Raw genomic sequence first — 19,645 nt, forward strand, 5'->3', positions numbered from 1 at the left:
TTCGCGTCAGGAGCGGTGTCAGGGCGGTGTCAGGGGCGTGCAAGGCGGCGCCGACATAGTTGCTTCATCAACGAGGAACACCTCACCGAAACGCTTGAAGGAGCACCGAAATGACCGCCAGCCTCTCCGCCCAGGACCAGATCGCCATCCGCACCGCCGCCTATGGCACCGTCTCTTTGCTGTCCGCCGCCGGGATCGCCGGGTCCGCGCACAAGATCGGGACCGACGCCTCGCTGGCGCTGGTCGCCGCGACGGGGACCGTCGGGCACATCGTCGCCGACGCCAAGGGCCTCAAGCTCAAGGGCAAGTCCACCGCTGAGCTCGCCGACCAGGTCTTCCCCGCGATCACCGAGTCCGTGCGGGTCCTCGAAGCCCACGACCCCGCCGAGGCCGAGAACTTCCGGACCACCATCAAGGTCGTGATCGACGCCGCCAACCGCGCCCACAAGGGCGAGCCCAGCCCCGTCATGGCCGACATGGTCCGCAAGATCGAGGACGCCCTCAACGCCTAGCCCCACCGAACGCCGCCGCGCCACCAGACCCCCGGGCCTGGTGGCGCGGCGGCGTTGCGCCCCAAGACAATGCCGCGAGCGTCCCCGAAGCCGTGACCAAATACCGGGACCGGCGCGCGGCGCGACGCGTGAATGCCGGATTTGCCCGCTTCACCCTGCGATCCTGTTGCGAGCCCGCATCATCGACATGGGAGCAGAGCATGACCGACGACATCCTCACCGCCAAGATCGCGCACGGCTTCGACTACCTCGACGCGAACGGCGACGGGCGGCTCGACGAGCACGACCACGTCGTCCTCGGCCGGCGCACCGCCGCCAACCTCGGATACGCCGCCGGCTCCCCCGAAGAGGCGAAGATCGTCGACGCGTACGTCGCGATCTGGCGCGACCTCCACCTCCCGCACCTGCCGGAAGGCCAGGCGCACATCGACAAGGCGACGTTCGTCGCCGCCACCAGGTCCCTCGCCGAAGACCCGGCCGCCGCCCAGTCCACCGTGGGCGCGCTCGCGCGGGCGTTCCTGTCGATCGCCGACACCGACGAGAGCGGCACGGTCGCCCTGACCGAGTTCGCCGCCTTCCATCGCGGCCACTTCCCCGACATCGACCGCGACGACATCGAGAAGGCCTTCGCCCACCTGGACGTCGACGGGGACGGCTTCCTCTCGGACGAGGAGTTCACCAGGGCGGTCGTCGAGTACTGGTCGAGCAGCGACCCCGACGCCCCCGGCAACTGGTGGATGGGCCGGCCCGTCTACGACCGCTAGCCCGGGGACAGCGAAGGGCGCCGGCCGGAGGCCGACGCCCTTTTCGCTTGCGTCCCTGGATCATCGGGTGGCGGAGATGCTCTCTCCCCGCGACCCTAGATCATCGGGTGGCGGATGATGTTCTCCTCGCGGCCCGGCCCGACGCCGACGACGCTCACGCGGGCGCCGCACAGCTCCTCGAGCCGCTCGATGTACGACTGGGCCGCCGCGGGCAGCTCGTCGAACTTGCGGCAGTGGGAGATGTCCTCGAACCAGCCCTCGTGGTACTCGTAGATCGGCTTCGCGTGGTGCACATCGGTCTGCGTCATCGGCATCTCGTCGACGCGCTCGCCGTCGACCTCGTACGCCACGCAGATCGGGACCCGCTCGAGCTCCGAGAGCACGTCGAGCTTCGTCACGAACAGGTCCGTGACCCCGTTGACGCGCACCGCGTACCGGCCCAGGACCGCGTCGAACCAGCCGCAGCGGCGGCGCCGGCCGGTGGTGACGCCGTACTCGCCGCCCTTCTTGAGCAGGAACTCGCCGAACTCGTCGAACAGCTCCGACGGGAACGGGCCCGAGCCCACGCGGGTCGTGTACGCCTTGATGATGCCGATCGCGGTCGTGATCTTCTGCGGGGCGATGCCGGTGCCCACGGCCGCGCCGCCCGTGGTCGGGTTCGACGAGGTCACGAACGGGTAGGTGCCGTGGTCCACGTCGAGCATGGTCGCCTGCGCGCCCTCGAGGAGCACGTTCTTGCCCTCGTCGAGCGCCTTGTTCAGGATCAGGCGGGTGTCGGCGATGTACGGCTTCAGGCGCTCCGCGTACTGCAGGTACTCCTCGACCACGGCCTGCGGGTCGATCGCCTTGCGGTTGTAGACCTTCACGAGGATCTGGTTCTTCTCGCGGAGGATCTGCTCCAGCTTGATGGAGAGGATCTTGGGGTCCAGGAGGTCCTGGACCCGGATGCCCTGGCGCGCGACCTTGTCGGCGTACGCCGGGCCGATGCCGCGGCCGGTCGTGCCGATGCGGGCGCCGCCGAGGTAGCGCTCGACCACGCGGTCGAGGGCCCGGTGGTGGGGCATGATGAGGTGCGCGTCGGCGGAGAGCTTGAGGTTCGAGACGTCCACGCCGCCCGCGGTGAGCTCGTCGAGCTCGGAGATGAGGAACTTCGGGTCGACGACGACGCCGTTGCCGATCACCGGGATCACGCCCGGTGTCAGGATGCCCACGGGCACCAGGTGGATGGCGTACTTGGTGCCGTCAGGGACGACGACCGTGTGCCCGGCGTTGTTGCCGCCCTGGTAGCGCACGACGTAGTCCATCTCGGCGCCGAGCAGGTCGGTGACCTTGCCCTTGCCCTCGTCGCCCCACTGCGTTCCGACGACCGCGATCGCTGGCATCTGCCCATCCTCCCGGGAAGTTGATCACCCGATTACTTGGTAAGCCTACTGGCATGCGGTGACCTCGTGTCTCACCAGGCCCGAGCGCTATGAGTTGGACCCTCATCACACCGTAGTGTGGGCTCCTGTGAACGTCGTCGTACTGACACTCGTGGAAGCCAACTGCGCGAACCCCGGGCCGCGCACTCAGGCGCTGCACCTGGTGGACGAACTCAAGGCGCGGGGCGCGGTCGTGCGCACCGCCGAGGCCTCCACACCCGAGGAGGTCGACGAGGCGCTGAGCGACCCGGACGAGCGAATCGTGCTCGCCGCGGACACGGACGAGCAGGTCAACGCCGTGATGGCGCGAATCGTGCGCCGGGCGATCCCGGCCCCGAGCAAGCGGCCCGAGGGCCTGCCGGACGGGCGCACCATCCCCGACCTGCCCGCGGTCGCGATCCTGCCATTGGGGACAGTGCCCGGGATCGTGGCGCGGCTGGGCCTGCCCGAGAAGCCGGCCGAGGTCGCCGCGGCGGTCGCCGAGGGAGTGGTGAAACGCACTGATCTGCTTCGTCACGACGGCGGCGGCGTCGCCGTCGACGGCGTGCGGCTCGGCGGCGGGGACCGGCCCTGGCGCGGGGTCGTGAACATCGACGACGTGGTGCTCGCCGACGGCAGCGAGCAGATCCTGGCGTGCGTGGTCGCGAACGCCGACGGGTACGCGGCGGCCGACGACATGGTCCTGGCCGAGCCCGACCCGGCCGACGGGAGGATCGACGTGGCGGTCGCGGTGCCGGTCACGGTGGGCCGCTTGCGCAAGCGCCTCCGCATCGAGGTGCGGCGCGCGCGCGGGCGGGCCGTCGCCGTGCACCCGGAGGACACGGTCACCTTCATCCAGGACGGGCTCGTGAGCGAGCTCGGCCGCAAGCGCACCTGGTGGATCGAACCGGGCGCGGCCGGTTGGTACGCGGGCGCGTAGGCGCCCTGGAACGCACGGCATCAGGCTCGGTTTCGCCTGGTCAGGCCGTCGCGATTGAAACGTTTCGAGAGCTTCGCCACCCGCCTGGAAAACTTTTTAAGATGGGGCGAAAAAGCTGGTCAATAGGGTTGATGCCGTCTGCGGGTTCCCGTAGCCTGGAAGGCGCACCCAAACCCTCCCCCAGCGAAGGAGCACCCCGCATGGCGATCGTCTATGGCGGTGACTACAACCCCGAGCAGTGGCCCCGCGAGACCTGGGCCGAGGACATGCGCCTCATGCGCGAGGCGGGCGTGAACCGCGTCAGCGTCGGCATCTTCTCGTGGGCCCTCTTCGAGCCCGAAGAAGGCCGCTACGAGTTCGCCTGGTTCGACGAGGTCCTGGACCTCCTCGCCGCCAACGGCATCGAGGCCTGCCTGGCCACCCCGACCGCGTCCCCGCCGCCGTGGTTCGCCGCGACCTACCCCGAAGCGGTCATGGTCGACGCCGACGGCCGCCAGCTCACGCACGGCTCCCGCCAGGGCTTCGACCCGTCCTCGGACGTGTACATCGCCAAGGCCCTCCAGATCGCCGAGAAGATCGCCGAGCGGTACGCCGACCACCCCGCGGTCGGCCTGTGGCACCTCCACAACGAGTACGGCTGCCACAACACCCGCTCCTATACGAAGGCCGCCACGGCGAAGTTCCGCACCTGGCTGCGCGACCGCTACGGCGACCTCGACGGCCTCAACGCCGCGTGGGGCACCGCGTTCTGGTCGCAGGCCTACTCGTCCTGGGACCAGGTGTACGCGCCGCTGCCGACCCCGACGATCCCGAACCCGGGCCACGTGGTCGACTGGAAGCGGTTCTCGTCCTGGCAGCTGGTGCAGAACTACCGGGCCGAGGCCGCGGTCATCCGCAAGTACTCCGACAAGCCGATGACCACGAACTTCATGACCGGCTCGCACCCGGAGATCGACCTGTGGGAGTTCAGCGGCGCCGTCGACATCGTCTCCACCGACCACTACCTGGCGGGTGAGGACCCACAGGCGCACGTCAACCTCGGCTTCGCGGCCGACTACGCGCGTTCGCTCGGCGCCGGCAAGCCGTGGATCCTCATGGAGCACTCCACCTCCGCCGTCAACTGGCAGGGCCGCAACCGCGCGAAGGCCCCGCGCGAGATGCTGCGCAACTCGCTCGCGCACTTCGCGCGCGGCGCGGACGCCATCATGTTCTTCCAGTGGCGCGCCTCGAAGCAGGGCGCCGAGAAGTGGCACTCGGGCATGGTCCCGCACGCGGGCACCGACTCCAAGATCTGGCGCGAGGTGTGCGAACTCGGCGCGACCCTGAAGAGTCTGGCCGAGGTCGAGGGCTCCCGGGTGCAGGCCGAGACCGCGATCCTGTGGGACTTCCCGAACGCGTGGGCGCAGGAGCACGAGGCCCGCCCGACGAACGAGTTCACCGCGCAGGGCATCTTCGACGCCTACTACGCGGCGCTGTGGCGCGCCGGCATCACCGCCGACGTGGCCGAGCCCGAAGGCGACCTCTCCAAGTACAAGTTCGTGGTCGTCCCCGCGGTATACCTGCTCTCGCGCAAGGGCGCTGAGAACCTGCGCCAGTTCGTGAACGGCGGCGGAACGGTGCTCGTGACCCCGTACTCGGGCATCGCCGACGAGACCGACACGGTCTACCTGGGCGGCTACCCGGGCGCGTTCCGCGACGTCGTGGGCGTGCGCAGCGAGGAGTTCTACCCGCTGATCGGCGGGAGGGTCGAGCTCGCCTCGGGCGGGCACGGCACGATCTGGAGCGAGGCGGCCGAGCCGGCGGGTGCCGAGGTTCGCGACACGTACGCCGACGGGACCCCGGCCTGGCTGGTCAACCGCTTCGGCGCGGGCACCGCGCACTACCTGACGACCTTCCCCGACCCCGACACCCTCGACCGCATCGTCGCCGCGGCCGCGGTGGACGCGGGCGTCGCGGCGGTGGCCGAGGCCCCCGTCGGCGTCGAGGTCGTGCGGCGCGCGCACGACGACGGCCGCAGCTGGCTGTTCTGCATCAACCACACGGACGCCGACGCGACGGTCAAGGCCGCCGGCGTCCTCATCGACGTGCCCGCGGGCGAGGTCGTCGTCCACCGCGAGCACGCGTAGACGCGACCAGTGAGCGCGCCCGGCTGGACCGGGCGGAACGCGGCGGCGGGAAGCGGTCGGCCAGTCTCGGGGCCGGCGGCCTCCCGCCGCTCTCGCTTGCGGCAGAAGGGCGTTCGCGCAGCGTGCGCGGGCGTCCGATGCACCGCCTGGACGGCTGTGGCCGTGCTCGCCACCTGATCGAAATCCGATCGTTATCTGGGTGAGGCATGCTGGTCAGCGCCCGCGCCGTCACCGCGGCTGAGGGCGTGTCAGTTGGGGACGGCTCAGACGGAGGTGGGGTGCAGTGGCGGCGGAGTACTCGAGTTTCGTAGCCATCGGCGACAGTTTCACCGAAGGCGTCGGTGACCCCGATCCCGGCGGCGACCGCTACCGCGGCTGGGCCGACCTGTTCGCCCACCGCGCCGCCGAGCAGTGGCCGTCCTTCGCCTACGCCAACCTCGCCGTACGCGGGCGCCTCTTCGACCGCATCGTCGACGAGCAGGTCGTCCCCGCGATCAAGCAGAGCCCCGATCTCGTCTCGTTCGCCGCCGGCGGCAACGACGCCCTCCGCCCCGGTTTCAACGCCGTGCAGCTCTCCACCCGCGCCCACGAAGTGGTCCGCCTCCTCAAGGCCTCCGGAGCCGAGGTCATCCTCTTCACCTGCGCCGACATCACCCCGCACATCCCCGGCATCGCGGTCCTGCGCAAGCGCTTCGTCGCCACCAACGACGCCTACAAGCGCGTCGCCAAGCGCCACAACGCGATCCTCGTCGACCTCTGGAACGACAAGGCCTTCGAGGACCCGCGCCTGTGGTCCGAGGACCGCCTCCACCTCAACACCTTCGGGCACCAGCGCGTCGCCTACGACGTGTGCGAGGCCCTCGGTGTCGAGCCCGACCCGGCCTGGAGCGAGCCCCTCCCGCACCTGCCCCGCCCCCGCCGCGAGATGAACGGCGTCCAGTGGGCAGGCAAGCACCTCGCCCCCTGGGTCAAGCGCCGCCTCACCGGCAAGTCCAGCGGCGACACCGTCGATCCCAAACGCCCCGAACTGACCAAGGTGAAGTGATCTCAGATGGCCCTGCTCTTCAAACTCCTGGCCGTCCTGGTCATCATCCTGACCTGCGCCTTCTTCTTCGGCCTCCTCTTCAAGAAGGGCCGCGGCAAGTAGCGTCCCCAAGCGCTTCTCGCTTTTCTTCTCCGCCGCTTCGGGGGTGGGCGTGGCGCTCGCGGGCGCGACAGGGCATCATGGAGAACTGTGGGACTCCTCCAGCGTCTGTTGGGGCGCCGGGACACACCTGATTCAGTGCCAGATCCCGCCGCCCAACCCGAACCTGCCTCCGTGCCCGAGGCCGCGCCCGAGCCGGCCGCCTCTTCCGGCGCCCTTGACGATGCCGCCCCCGGGAGCAGCCCGGCCCCCTCGCCGGACGCCGCCGAGGAGGACAGCATCGCAAGCCAGGCGCCAGTGACCGGCCTGCGGCTCGTGCCCGCGCTCGAGCCCGAACACGAGTCGGAGTCCGAGCCCGCGGGCCCGATCCTCACGGCCGTCCCGGATCTCGAGCCCGGGGAGTCCGCGTCCGAAGCCGACGAGGCCCCCGCGGACCTCGAGCCCGAACCAGAGGCGGCGATCTTCGTGCCCGAGCGGCCCCGCCGCGAACTGCTCACACTGGACAAGCCCGTCCCGCCGCGCCCGCCGACCACCGGCCGCGACGAGATGATGCCCCGCATCGAGGACGACGAGTCGCTCGACATCGCGGGGTCGCCCCGCGCGGAGCTGCGCGCCGCCGGGCTCGCCGTCCCGAAGATGCACCAGCTCGTGCGACGCGGCGACACCGCCATGTGGGCTTTCGCCGTCCGGTCCTCCGAGGCCCTGCGCTGGTGGCTCGACATCCGCCAGGCCGCCGAGCAGACCGGCTGGATGCCCGTCCTGCTCGGCGCGGCCGAGGAGTGGCGCGACAACGGCGAGGCGATCATCCACGAGGGCGACGACGAGCTCACCCGCGCCGACGAGATCGACGCCGCCGAGCTCCTGCACGACAAGGCCGCCGAGGCCGGCGAGCCCGCGCGCGGGGTCCCGATCCTGCCGCGCCGCGGCGACACCGACTTCGCCACGCCGCACGAGCAGCACGGCCTCCTCGGGCTCGTCCGGACCGACGCGGGCTGGAAGATCCCGGCCATGTTCCCGTGGAAGGGCTCCACGAACTGGGAGCTCTACGGCGCCGAGCACGCCGCGGTCCTGCACGGCTGGCACCGCCGCTTCGAGGCCGAGCTGGTCGCCATGACCTACGACGTGATCGAGCTGTACGTCCCGCACCCGCCGGGTGCCGAAGAGGCCCTTGCGGTCGCGAGCGAGGTCTACGCCTACTGCCCGGACCTCCTCGACTCCGGCGTCCCCACCCTCGAAGACCTCGCCGAGCACATGATCAGGTCCAAGGCCTGGTATTTCCGATGGACGTAGTCCCATCGGAACCGGAGGCACCGCCGGTGGACTGAGCGCGGACGGCCTCAGGCCCTGCGGCTGGACTCCATCCGCGGGGCGAGGCCGTCGAGGAAGCGGTCGACGGCGTAGCGCATCGCGTCGTGGCCGGTGATGTCCCAGGCCTCCGGGTCGGTGAAGCGCGCGATGCGCCGGTACCGGCCGGACGCGACCGCGCGTTCGAGGTAGGGGCCCTGCGCCGACCACCACTCCTCTTCGGCGGTCTCGGGCTGCTCGTCGGCGCTGTCGCGGATGAGGTACTGGCGGGCCGTGCCGGTGACGATGTTCATCACGGCCGTGGTGACGAGGTTGACCTCGCGGTCGGGCAGGTCGTGCGCGTCGAACGCGGCGAGCACGAAGTCGTAGCCGTCGAGCGAGTCCGGGCCGAGCACGGGCCGCTTCTGGTTGATCTCCAGCAGCCACGGGTGCTCGACGTACACCTCCCACGTGCTCTCGGCGACCAGTTCGAGGCCCTCGCGCCAGTCGAGTGAGCCCAGGTCGGGCGCCCCGGGGCCGATCTTGGAGAGCCGGTCGACCATGAGGTCGATGAGCTCCCGCTTGCCCGGGACGTACCGGTAGATCGTCATCGCGCCGACCCCGAGCTCGGCCGAGACGCTGCGCATCCCGAAGCAGCTGCCCTCGCGGTCGGCCACCGCGATGGCGGCCTCCACGATCCGGTCGACGGTGAGCTTCGGTTTCGGCCCGGGTTTGCTGAGCCGCGGCCCGAACTCGCGCCAGAGCAGCTCGAGGCTTCGTTTGGGGTCGCCCGCCCCCGTCTGTGGTGTCGCCATAGGGGCCTCATCGTATCGCGCTTGCTAATCGGGTACAGCGTATGCTATTACTGAGTACAACGTACCCGATTGAAGGGCGACCGTCCATGGGAACCACCACCGTCGAGGCCAGCAACCTCGGCAAACGATTCAAGGACACCGCCGCGCTCGACGGCTTCGACCTCACCGCCGAGGCCGGCACCGTCCTGGGGCTCCTCGGCCCCAACGGCGCGGGCAAGACCACCACCGTCCGCATCCTCACCACGCTGCTGCGCTTCGACACCGGCCGCGCCGCGGTCGCCGGGTTCGACGTGGCCCGCGACGCCCGCCAAGTGCGCCGCCGCATCGGCCTCACCGGCCAGCAGACCGCCGTCGACGAACTCCTCACCGCCCGCCAGAACCTCGTCCTGTTCGGCAAGCTCTTCCGCCTCAACAAGACCCGCGCCGGAGAGCGCGCCGACGAGCTCCTCGCCCAGTTCGGCCTCAGCGAGGCCGCGAACCGCCAGGCGAAAGGGTTCTCCGGCGGCATGAAGCGCCGCCTCGACCTCGCCGCCAGCATGATCCTCGCCCCGCAGGTGCTCTTCCTCGACGAACCGACCACGGGCCTCGACCCGGCCGGGCGCCGCGAGGTCTGGGACGCCGTCGAAGGCCTCGCCGCCGACGGCACCACCGTCGTGCTCACCACCCACTACCTCGACGAGGCCGACCGCCTCTGCGACCGCATCGCCGTGATCGACCACGGCCGCAACCTCGTCGACGACACCCCCGCCGGACTCAAGCGCCGCATGGGCGCCGACCGGCTCGAGATCATCGCCGCCGACCAGTCCGACCTCCCCGTCCTGCGGGAGATCATCGCGGTGGTCGCCGACGGCGAGACCGCCGTCGACGAAGGCGCCTCCAGCGTCTCCGCGCCCGTCAAGGAACCCGTCGCGGCCCTCACCGCCGCCGCGACCGCGGTGCGGGACAAGCGCCTCACCGTCGCCGACATCGGCCTGCGCCGCCCCACCCTCGACGAGGCCTTCCTCGAACTCATCGCCAAGGAGGACCAGTGACCACGATCGCCCCGCTCCCCGACGAGACCCTCGCCGGACGCGTCAAGTGGACGCTCCACGACTACCGGGCCATCGTCGGCCAGGAGTTCACCCACCTCGTGCGCCAGCCCGCCAATTTCGCCTGGGGCCTCGGGTTCCCGATCGTCATGGTGCTGCTGTTCGTGTACGTCTTCGGCTCCGCCATGGACGTCACCGGCGAGGGTGCCGGCGTCGACTACGTCGCCTACGCCATGCCCGGCATGTTCGCCATGACCATGGCCTTCGGCTTCACCAACACCGCCTGGGCCGTCGCCGAGGCCAAGCAGAAGGGGTTCATCGACCGGGTCCGCTCCATGCCCATGGCCTCCTCCGCGGTCGTGGTGGGCCGCAACATCGCCGACACCATGCACGCCGCGGTCGACCTGGTCGTCCTGGTCCTCATCGCCCTCGCGATCGGCTGGCGCTCCGGCGGCACCTTCGGCGAGACGCTGGGCGCGTTCGCCCTCCTGCTGTGGCTCCGCTTCGCGCTCATCTGGGTCGGCGTCTGGATGGGGCTGCTCGTCAAGAGCGTCGAGCAGGCCGGGAACCTCTTCGCCGTCGCGTTCCCGTTCGGCATGGTCTCCTCGGTCTTCACCCCGCCCGAGCTCATGCCCGGCTGGCTCGGCGCGATCGCCGCATGGAACCCCGTGTCCGCCACCGCGACCGCGATCCGCGAGCTCTTCGGCAACCCGAGCTCGGCCGGCACCTCCTGGCCCGAGCAGCACGCGATCGCCGCCGCCGTCATCTGGCCCGTGATCATCACGGCGATCTTCTTGCCGCTGGCCGTGCGCAAGTTCAAGAACCTCGGCCGCTAGAGCCTGCAGGAAACAGGAAAGGGGTCCGCGCCTCGGCGCGGGCCCCGCTCGCATACCGGGGCGTTCTCCCGCATTCGCGGCGAACCGCGACCGCCTCGATAACCGTCCACTGTCTCAATTTCATATCGAAGTCCACGGATGAGGGGGAGCGATTCCACCGCTGTGCACGTTATCTGGCTTTTGCAAGGGCGCCTTGGGTGCTCATGCCGGAAATCGGTGTTCTGCGCACCCCGTTGGGCTGCGATAGCTTGAACCCATGCGAGGCCGCGCACTGCAGCGCGGCGACCCCGTACGCACTCGCGTCCTCGCGCACCGGCATCCGGAGCGTTCTCGCTGGGAAGGCTCCTCACGGTCTGTGGTCGGAACCCGACTGTCCAGGACCGCCCAGAATGACCGCGCCTCCTTGGCGTCGCTGACTGGACGCGAATGCCGTCCCTCCCGGCCTTCGATCCCTGCTCCAGCATTCGACGAGGCGCGTCATCCCTCGAATCGAAAGCAGTCTGAACATGACCAAGAGGCGACATCTGCCCGCGCTCTTCGCCACGGCAGCCCTGGCCACCGCCGCCGCCTGCACCGACGACGAGAACCCGGTGGACGGCGACGCGGGCGACGAGTTCCCCCGCGCCAAGACCCTGTACTCGACCGGCACCGCCTGGGGTCCGCCCGGCGACTTCAACCCGATCTCCGCCGGCGGGGTCACCGGCCTCAACGGCCTGGGCTACGAGTACCTGTTCGTGTTCGACACCGTCGAGCAGCGGCTCACCCCCTGGCTCGCCGAATCCGGGGAATGGACCGGCGCGCGCGAGTTCGAGGTGCGCCTGCGCCAGGGCGTGGAGTGGAGCGACGGCAAGCCGTTCACGGCCGAGGACGTGGTGTTCACGTTCGAGCTCGGGAAGATCGAGGGCGTGCCTTACGCGAACGTGTGGGACTGGCTGGACGCGGCCGAGGTCGTCGACGAGCGCACCGTCAGGTTCCGCTTCTCCGAAGCGCGCCAGCAGGAATGGGACAACTTCCTGTACACGCACGTGATCGTGCCGAAGCACGTCTTCGAGGCGTACACCGCCGACGAGCTATTGAGCGGCCCCCTCGACGCCAACCCCGTCGTCACCGGCCCGTACTCCGTGCACGGCTTCGACGAGACCCAGGTCGCGTGGGTCAAGCGCGAGTCCTGGTGGGCCACCGAGGCGCTCGGCCTCGAGGTGCGGCCGAAGTACATCGTGGACCTCGTGACCCTCGGGAACGACGAGATCCTCAACAGGCTCATCGAAGGCCGCCTCGACCTCGCCAACAACTTCATGCCCGGCATCGCCGACTTCCTCACCGGCGAACCCGAGATCACCACCTTCTACGACAAGCCGCCGTTCATGGCGCCGGTCAACACGGCCATGCTCGTCCCCAACACGACGCGCAAGCCGCTCGACGACCCCGAGTTCCGCCGGGCCATGGCCTACGCGATCAGCCCGGGCGAGATCGTCGACTCCGTCTACGCCGCCATGGTGAGCGAAGCCCACCCGACCGGACTCCTCCCGATCTGGGAGCGCTACTACGACGCCGGGGCGGTGAGCGAGCACGGGTTCGTGTTCGAGCCCTCCAGCGCCGTCGAGATCCTGACCGCCGCCGGTTACCAGGACGAGAACGGCGACGGCTTCGTCGAGGACCGCGACGGCGAGGCGTTCGAGCTGCAGCTCGTCGTCCCGGCCGGCTGGACCGACTGGGAGGCCGCCGCCCTCGCCATGGCCCGTGACCTCAGCGACGTCGGCATCAACACCACCGCGGTCTTCCTCGACGCCGCCGAGGTCGACGCCGCCCGCGAGAGCGGCGACTTCGACCTGCAGATCAACAACCGCAGCGGCCTCACCAACTCGCCGTGGAGCCACTTCCGGCACCTGTTCGAGCTCCCGGTGCGGGACACGCAGCGGCTGTCGAACTTCTCCCGCTGGGAGAACGAGGACGCCTGGGAGCTCACGCAGGAACTCGCCACCCTGGCCACCGAGGATTCGCGCTACGCGGAGGTCATCTCCGAGCTCCAGCGCATCGCCATGCGCGACCTCCCCGCCATCCCGGTCTGGTACAACGGCGCCTGGTCCCAGGCCTCCAACGCCGTCTGGACCGGCTGGCCCACCGGCAACGAGGGCGAGCCCGGCATCTACCCCTCCTTCTGGAACGAGATGTGGGGCCTCGGCGCCGTCCGCATGCTCACCGAGATCCGGAGGGTCGAATAGCGCGAGCGGCGACGACGCGGGCGAAACCGCGGGTCGCGGGCGGGGCGTTCGCCCGGCCCGCGACCGAAGCCGCCAGATCCCGGTGATTTCAGGACGGATCGATGAGTCTCGGCAGTCCGCATCGTCATAACCGGCAGCGGCGGGACCAACCGGCGCCCTTCGCGGATCGGAGCGATCATGAGCAAGATCTTCAGCCACATGACGATGTCACTGGACGGGTACATCGCGCAGCCCGACGACCAGATCGGCGAGCTCTTCGACTGGTACTCGGCCGGAGCGGTCGATGTGCCCAACCCCAACGAGACCGTCACCTTCGCCGTCGACGAGGCCAGCGCCCAGATGCTGCGAGACTTGACCGAGAACACGGGCGCGCTCATCGCCGGGCGGCGACTCTTCGACATCGCAGACGGCTGGGGCGACAAGCACCCGGCCGGCGCATCGGTCGTCGTGGTCACGCATGTCCCCCCGGAGGACGCGGCCGAGCGTTGGCCGACCACGACGTTCGTCGACAGTGTCGAGTCCGCGGTCGCCCGGGCGATCGAGATCGCCGACGGCAAGGACGTGACGATCGCCAGTGCGAACGTGACCCAGCAGGCGCTCGCGCTCGGCCTGGTCGACGAGGTGTGCGTCAGTCTCGTCCCGGTGCTGTTCGGCGAGGGCATCCCCTATTTCGGCGAGCTCGGCGGCAAGCACCTGCTCTTGGAAGACCCGGTCGTCGTGCAGGGGAAGCGCGCCCTCCATCTCCGGTATCCGGTCCGCCGATAGGCGGGCGTTGCGCTGCGTGCGAGGAGGCTGGCGGCTGAGCGAGACGGGTCTCGTCTCCGATTCAGTACTGGGACCCTGTTCCGCTCAGCCTCTCAACGAGGCGCCAAACGCCAGTCGACGGGTTCTGGTGGTTCGTCTTGTGCCCAGCGTCCAATGTCCTGGCCCGACGGATCGCATCCGCTTGATGCGGCTGGAAGTCCTCGCAGCGCAGTGCGCTCTTGTCGTAGTCGGGGAGGTGCTTCCGGAGGCGTCGGCGCGCCTCCTTCTGGTTGAGCTCGGAGCCGCACTCCTCGAAATGCAGCAAGAGCCACAATTCGAAGCAAGGGCATGACACTGCCAGCCGGAGGCGTTTCCCGGCAGTCGCGATCGCCTTTTGAAAGGTGCCGCCGTCCTTGTAGTCGTCCTCGTCGAAGACGCACCATGCCTCATCGAAGTCGCCGCTGTCGAACAGCCGGATCGCATGATTCACGACCGTGAGCGGGTCCTTGTTCTTGGTGACGATCTTGACATGTGGGATGGTCGGCGATGACTTGCCTTTGAACTGCTCGAGGTATTGCCGCTCGGTCTCCTCGGCGTCGATGACGACCAGGATCTTGTCTCGGCGCTCACGCTGCCGCCAGTGGTCGGGGCGGGTCCTGTTCCGGGGCAAAGGCCTACTCCGTCTTGTTCGCCGCCGCCACGATCTCGACCAGCGACTCCGGATGAATATCGGGAACGCCGCCATAGCTGCCGCCGAGATAGTGGCGCTCGAGGTTGTGCTCCTTGCGGGGCTTGAAGGAAGTCAGCGGGTACAGCTCACTGGCGCCGTCCTCCTGTTTCTCCACGAACCAGACTTCATCGCGCTTGAGGATCGGCTCCCCGAAGCTGGTCCCGAGCAGTGTCGCATCATGGGTCGAGAAGATCAGCTGTGCGTTCTTGGGGTTGGTGCGCTTGTCCTGGAACAGCTCGATGATCCGAGGGATGATCCGCGGGTGGAGGCTCGTATCGAACTCATCGATCACCAGTGAGGCGCCATCTTGAAGCGCATCAAGGATGCGCGCCATGTACAGCAGGAACGAGATGGTCCCGCGAGACTGATCGCCGGCGGCAAGCGGCTGACCGTGGGACTGGTGATAGAACTCGAGATGGCGGAAGCTGAGAATCTGCTGCCGGATCCGGTTCTGGTCCAAGTCCTCTTCTTCTGAGGCGACCTCGCTCAACAACGATTTAGTCAGTGCCTGGTGCCGCTGATCTCGCCTAGTCTCGAGGAACTCCGTGAGGGCTTCAAGGAGAGTTTCATCTTTCAAGGCAGCAAGGTCCACTACCCGTATGTCAGCGATACCGAGGTCGGCGACCTTGGCGAGTTCAATCAATACCGGATGTCGCTCTATCGCATCAGGCAGTTCGGTAGTAAAGGAACTCAAATAGCTGTGGTCTAGGTTGATTGAGCGGAGCCCACGCTGAAGCCACTGCCAGAAGGGTTGCCACTCAGTGGCTCTGAACATCTCGGCCATGCTCAACGTCGGCGTGTTGGACGGCGTTTCCGATGAGAGTTCCTGAAGAGCCGAGCGGTTGGTCATGGTCGCACCGATCGTGATCCTGTCGCCTGTGCGGTCGAGCAGGATCCGCTTCCGATGTGCTGGGTAGGAGCTCAGGCGCTCATTCACGATGCCTACGCTGGATACTGAGAGTCGGTATTCGTAACGCACCCCGTCAAGCTCGCACTCGATCTCGTAGCTAGTCGAATGCTTCCTTGACCTGCGATCCAGGCGGAAGGGTCGGTGTAGCGGTTCGGTCCAGGCGCCCGCGAGGTTGTCTTTGAAACACAGCGCTTCGATGAGATTCGACTTCCCGGAGGCATTCGCGCCGTAGATCGCGGCGACCGGAAGCGCCTCGAACTCGCTGTCGCGGCGGCTTGGGAGCATCGAGAGTTCCTGCGGGTCGCGGAGCGACTTGTAGTTGGACACCTTGAAGCTGATCAGCATCCCGAACACCTCCTCTTTCAGAGGCTATCACGCAGAAAACCTGCATAAAGCCAGTCGAAGGCTCGGTGGGTCGAAGGACGGGCCCGCACCGCCACCCGAAAGCAGTGCGGGCCCGATCTTTTCTCCTCCCGGCTCCGGAGGAGGGCTTTACCAGCCGATCCAGGCGGTCTGGGCGTAGTCGCCGCCGAGGTCGTTGGATTGGAGGCCGGCGTTGGAGAGGGTCCAGAGCTGGTCGCCGATCACGACGGTGCGCAGGATCTGCGTGTTGTAGGGGTCGACGTCGGCGGCGCTGTGGTCGATCCACGCGGCCTCGGTCAGGGTGTCGGCGCCGATGTCCAGGACGAGGACGCCGGACTGGTACTCCATGTCCCAGTCCGAGACGGGGAGTGCCGCGATCGAGGCGTCTTCCCAGTACAGGAACGCGTGCGGGTCGTATTGGACCGCTGAGTCCGCTCCTTCGCGGTAGTACTGGTCGAGCACTGCCGCTTCCGCTGCGGCCGTGTCGAAGAGGCTCACCTGGAGGCCCGTCGTCTGGCCTTCGGCCGTGGCCTCCTGGCCGACGCCCAGGAGGCGGTCCGGGCCGACCGGGTGGAGGTAGCCCGAGTAGCCGGTGATCTTGAGTTCGCCGGTGACGACCGGGTTCGCGGGGTCGGAGAGGTCGATCGTGTACAGCGGGTCGGTCTGGCGGAAGGTCACCACGTAGCCGGTGTCGCCGATGAAGCGGACCGCGTAGATCTGCTCGTCCACACCGAGATCCGTGACCGAGCCGGTCTCCTGCAGGGAGTCCTCCCCGACCGCGAAGACCGTGACCGTCGATTTCGACGGCTCGGCGTCCTCGCTCGGTTCGCCGCCCCACAGGCAGTCGATCCAGGGGCCGCAGCCGCCGCCGGTCGGGTCCTCGGTGGTCGCGACCCGCAGGTGGCCGTCGAATTCGCTCAAGGAGTACTGGTTGAGGAGGCTGCCGGGGACGGCCGCCTCGCCCGCGAGGCGGGCCTGGCCGTCGTCGAAGACGAAGCGGTAGATCTCGCTCTCGGCCTTCGCTTCGTCGTCGCCCCAGGCGTAGTCGTAGTGCGCCAGGTAGAGGCTGTCGGTGGTGCCGTGGACGGTCTCGCCGTCGACCATCACCGTCTGCGGCGCGGCCTCGGTCCAGCCGCCGTCGGCGGGGAGGGCGAGGACGCTCACCGAGGCGCCGGTGAACCGCTCGGGGTGCGCGACCTCGGCGCAGTCGACCTCGTGCGCTTCGCCGTTGACCTCGAAGGAGGGGAGCCAGTCCTCGAGTTCGGTGTCCCGCACCGCTTCCGCGATGTCGGACTCGTCGGCCTCGCCGGTGTAGAGGGTGTCCCAGACCGGCTGGATGAGCGGCTGCGAGCCGATCGCCAGCCGCACTTCGCCGTCCACGAGCCGGGCGTCCACCATGGACCCTTCCATGGTGAACGTGTCGAGCACTTCGAGCGAAGCGGTGTCGAGCCGCTCGAGCCGGAACTCGTTCACCCACTCGTCGCCGCGCTCGATGCCCAAGCCGGACATGAGCAGCAGCTCGTCGTCGCCGAGGAAGAGCTGGTGGTTCCAGGCGTCGTCGCCGAGGTCGTGCTCGGCGGTGACCTCGCCGGTGCGGACGTCGACCGCGCGCAGCTTGTCGTAGTCGACGACGCTGTAGATGAAGGTGCCGTCGGTCTTCACGATGTCCGGTTCGTCAACGCCCGCAACGGCGTTGTTCGTGCCCGAGAATGCGTCGTCGCCGGCGGCCTGGGCCGGGGCCTCGGCGCTCGTCGCCCCGGAGTCCTCGACGGCGAATTCCTCGCCGCCGTTGCGGGCCAGTTCGTCGAACTCCCATTGGCTGAAAGCCGCGATGGCGGCGTCCTGGATGCCTTCGAGGGCGTCATCGCAGGAGTCGAACGCCGCGAGCTGGGCGGAGACGGGGACCCAGGGGATCGTCTCGATCGTGGGGTCAGGGGAGGGGGAGGTGCACGCGGTCGCGGCGGCGACGGTCGCCGCCGAGGCGCATGCGATGAGGAGTCTGCGGTTCATGTCCTTCGGACGCCGGGGCGGCGCGAACGGTTCCCGTCGGATACAAGACTGGCCCGGGGCGTCCCAATAACCCCGGGCCCGTCTTGGAACCGATCGGTTCAGCCCTTGGTGCTGCCCGCGGTCAGGCCGCTGATGAGATGCCGCTCGGCGAAGGCGTAGAACACCAGCGCCGGGAGCATGGCGAGCATGACGAAGGCGAGCACTTTCGCGGTGTCCGAGGCGAACTGGCCGCTGAACTGGGTGACGCCGAGCGGGAGCGTCCACCACGTCGACTTCTGGAGCACGACCAGCGGCAGCAGGAACGAGTTCCAGGAGCCGACCAGCGCGAGCACCGACACCGTCGCGAGCACCGGTCGCGACATCGGCAGCAGGATGCGGGTGAAGAACAGCCACGGCCCCGCGCCGTCGATCGTCGCCGCCTCCTCGACCTCGCCGGGGATCTGCCGGAAGAAGGTGCGCAGGATGATGATCGTCAGCGGCAGGCCGAACGCCGCCTGCGGCAGGATCACCCCGAAGGGGCTGTTGAGCAGCTCGAACGTCCGCAGGATGATGAAGAGCGGCAGGACCGCCACCGCGAACGGGAACATCATCCCGGCCGCGAACAGCGTGAACAGGCCCTCTCGGCCGCGGAAGGTGAAGCGCGCGAACACGAACGCGATCATCGCCGAGCAGATCACCACGATGAGGGTGGTCACGAGCGCGATGAACACGGAGCTCCAGAGCTGCTGCCAGAACGTGGCCGAGGCGAGGACGTCGGTGTAGTTCGCGGTGTGCCACGGGTTCGGCAGGCCCAGGGCGTTCTCGCGGAGCTGCTGGTTGTCCTTGAAGCCGCCGAGGAACGCGAACAGGATCGGCGTCGCCACGAACGCCGTCGTGATGAACGCGGCGATGTAGAACCCGGTGTGGCGCAGGATTCGGGCGCTGCGCATGGTGACCGTCATGAGCGGGTCCCCCCGGAGGTGGTGATCGACCCCTGGAGGTCGCGGTTGAGGACGAATCGCTGGTAGAACAGCGCGAACACGAGGCTGATCAGGAACATGGCGATCGACAGCGCCGAGGCGTACCCGATCTGGTTGCGCTGGAAGCCCTGCTCGTACATGGTGATCGCGAGGGTCTCGGAGGCGTGGAACGGCCCGCCGCCGGTGAGCACGTACACCAGGTCGAACAGCTGCACGGCGCCGATCACGGACAGGAACACGATCATGCGCGCCGTCGGGCCCATGAGCGGGAGCGTGATGCTGCGGAAGGCCTGGCCCCGCGTGGCGCCGTCGATGGCCGCGGCCTCGTACAGCTCTTCGGGGATGTTCTGGCGCCCGGCCAGGAACAGGATCATGTGGAAGCCGAAGAACTTCCAGGTGAGGATGCCGAAGACGACGAACATGATGATGTTGCGGTCGGACAGCCATCCGATCTGCGCGTCGATGCCGAGGCTCCCCAGCAGGGAGTCGGCGAACCCGCGCCGCGGCGAGAACACCAGCCGGAACAGCACGGCCGTGACCGCCTCGGTGAGGACGTACGGCACGAAGAAGAGGAGCCGGAACGCGGTGCGCCCGGGGAAGCGCTGGTGCAGCAGCATCGCCAGGCCGAACGAGATCGGCAGCTGGACCAGCAGGGACAGGACCACGATGAGGCCCAGGCGCCACAGGTCCCCGAGGAAGACCTCGTCCTTGAGGAGGTTCTGGAAGTTCTCGAGCCCCACGAACTCGGTCGGCACGCCGCCGAGGCCGTTCCAGCGGAAGAACGAGACGTACGCGGCGAACAGCACCGGCAGGATCACGAACAGCAGGAACAGCATCAGGCCGGGGACGATGAACGTC

General features: G+C 68.7%; 17 protein-coding genes. 10 read left to right on the forward strand and 7 right to left on the reverse strand.

From position 1 onward, the window contains the following. The first annotated feature begins 110 nt into the window (after positions 1-110). Both J5V16_RS15410 and J5V16_RS15415 read left to right on the forward strand, forming a co-directional pair. Complete coding sequence (locus J5V16_RS15410; RefSeq protein ID WP_208497310.1) at positions 111-512, forward strand: hypothetical protein; 402 nt, start codon at positions 111-113, stop codon at positions 510-512. Positions 513-712: 200 nt separating this feature from the next. Beyond that, entirely contained in the window at positions 713-1,276 is a 564-nt protein-coding gene (locus J5V16_RS15415; RefSeq protein WP_208497311.1) for an EF-hand domain-containing protein, read from the forward strand. 95 nt (positions 1,277-1,371) lie between these two features. On the opposite strand, the gene J5V16_RS15420 is transcribed toward J5V16_RS15415, so the two are convergent. Beyond that, positions 1,372-2,658: an adenylosuccinate synthase gene (locus J5V16_RS15420; protein WP_208497312.1), complete on the reverse strand. Its 1,287-nt coding sequence runs from the start codon at positions 2,656-2,658 to the stop codon at positions 1,372-1,374. Between the two features lie 127 nt (positions 2,659-2,785). Between J5V16_RS15420 and J5V16_RS15425 the strand changes: the two genes are divergently transcribed. The 4 genes from J5V16_RS15425 to J5V16_RS25530 all read left to right on the forward strand — a co-directional run bounded on the left by J5V16_RS15425 (position 2,786) and on the right by J5V16_RS25530 (position 8,176). Beyond that, positions 2,786-3,616 carry a diacylglycerol kinase family protein gene (locus J5V16_RS15425; RefSeq protein ID WP_208497313.1) on the forward strand — a complete coding sequence of 277 codons (831 nt, stop codon included), beginning with the start codon at positions 2,786-2,788 and terminating at the stop codon, positions 3,614-3,616. A gap of 200 nt (positions 3,617-3,816) precedes the next feature. Continuing rightward, positions 3,817-5,742 (forward strand): beta-galactosidase, encoded by a 1,926-nt coding sequence (locus J5V16_RS15430; protein WP_208497314.1) that lies wholly within the window; start codon positions 3,817-3,819, stop codon positions 5,740-5,742. Between the two features lie 283 nt (positions 5,743-6,025). Next, positions 6,026-6,787 carry an SGNH/GDSL hydrolase family protein gene (locus tag J5V16_RS15435; protein WP_208497315.1) on the forward strand — a complete coding sequence of 254 codons (762 nt, stop codon included), beginning with the start codon at positions 6,026-6,028 and terminating at the stop codon, positions 6,785-6,787. A gap of 237 nt (positions 6,788-7,024) precedes the next feature. Further along, positions 7,025-8,176, forward strand: a complete 1,152-nt coding sequence (locus tag J5V16_RS25530) for a DUF4253 domain-containing protein (protein ID WP_208497316.1) — start codon at positions 7,025-7,027, stop codon at positions 8,174-8,176. A 47-nt stretch (positions 8,177-8,223) separates the two neighbouring features. Here J5V16_RS25530 and J5V16_RS15445 read toward each other — a convergent pair whose 3' ends face one another. Beyond that, entirely contained in the window at positions 8,224-8,985 is a 762-nt protein-coding gene (locus tag J5V16_RS15445) for a TetR/AcrR family transcriptional regulator C-terminal domain-containing protein (protein ID WP_208497317.1), read from the reverse strand. An 86-nt stretch (positions 8,986-9,071) separates the two neighbouring features. Here J5V16_RS15445 and J5V16_RS15450 point away from each other — a divergent pair, with 86 nt between their 5' ends. The 4 genes from J5V16_RS15450 (at position 9,072) to J5V16_RS15465 (ending at position 13,836) form a co-directional block, all read left to right on the forward strand. Beyond that, a complete protein-coding gene (locus J5V16_RS15450) occupies positions 9,072-10,016 on the forward strand; it encodes an ATP-binding cassette domain-containing protein (RefSeq protein ID WP_208497318.1) in 945 nt (314 codons plus the stop codon). Then, positions 10,013-10,849, forward strand: coding sequence for an ABC transporter permease (locus tag J5V16_RS15455; protein WP_208497319.1), 837 nt, complete (start codon positions 10,013-10,015; stop codon positions 10,847-10,849). The genes J5V16_RS15450 and J5V16_RS15455 overlap by 4 nt, the downstream gene beginning before the upstream one ends. Positions 10,850-11,355: 506 nt before the next feature. Continuing rightward, positions 11,356-13,071: an ABC transporter substrate-binding protein gene (locus J5V16_RS15460; RefSeq protein ID WP_208497320.1), complete on the forward strand. Its 1,716-nt coding sequence runs from the start codon at positions 11,356-11,358 to the stop codon at positions 13,069-13,071. 177 nt (positions 13,072-13,248) lie between these two features. Then, complete coding sequence (locus J5V16_RS15465; RefSeq protein WP_208497321.1) at positions 13,249-13,836, forward strand: dihydrofolate reductase family protein; 588 nt, start codon at positions 13,249-13,251, stop codon at positions 13,834-13,836. Between the two features lie 61 nt (positions 13,837-13,897). On the opposite strand, the gene J5V16_RS15470 is transcribed toward J5V16_RS15465, so the two are convergent. The 5 genes from J5V16_RS15470 to J5V16_RS15490 all read right to left on the reverse strand — a co-directional run bounded on the left by J5V16_RS15470 (position 13,898) and on the right by J5V16_RS15490 (position 19,623). Beyond that, positions 13,898-14,485 (reverse strand): RloB family protein, encoded by a 588-nt coding sequence (locus J5V16_RS15470; protein ID WP_208497322.1) that lies wholly within the window; start codon positions 14,483-14,485, stop codon positions 13,898-13,900. A 4-nt stretch (positions 14,486-14,489) separates the two neighbouring features. After that, a complete protein-coding gene (locus J5V16_RS15475) occupies positions 14,490-15,800 on the reverse strand; it encodes an AAA family ATPase (protein WP_208497323.1) in 1,311 nt (436 codons plus the stop codon). A gap of 147 nt (positions 15,801-15,947) precedes the next feature. Beyond that, positions 15,948-17,828, reverse strand: coding sequence for a beta-propeller domain-containing protein (locus J5V16_RS15480; RefSeq protein ID WP_208497324.1), 1,881 nt, complete (start codon positions 17,826-17,828; stop codon positions 15,948-15,950). A 98-nt stretch (positions 17,829-17,926) separates the two neighbouring features. After that, on the reverse strand, positions 17,927-18,769 hold the full coding sequence (locus tag J5V16_RS15485) for a carbohydrate ABC transporter permease (protein WP_208497325.1): 843 nt from the start codon (positions 18,767-18,769) through the stop codon (positions 17,927-17,929). Continuing rightward, positions 18,766-19,623 carry a carbohydrate ABC transporter permease gene (locus J5V16_RS15490; RefSeq protein WP_208497327.1) on the reverse strand — a complete coding sequence of 286 codons (858 nt, stop codon included), beginning with the start codon at positions 19,621-19,623 and terminating at the stop codon, positions 18,766-18,768. Before J5V16_RS15490 ends, J5V16_RS15485 begins: the two co-directional genes overlap by 4 nt. Positions 19,624-19,645 lie beyond the last annotated feature (22 nt).

The sequence above is a fragment of the Glycomyces niveus genome, assembly GCF_017592475.1.
Classification (GTDB): Bacteria; Actinomycetota; Actinomycetes; order Mycobacteriales; family Micromonosporaceae; genus Glycomyces; species Glycomyces niveus.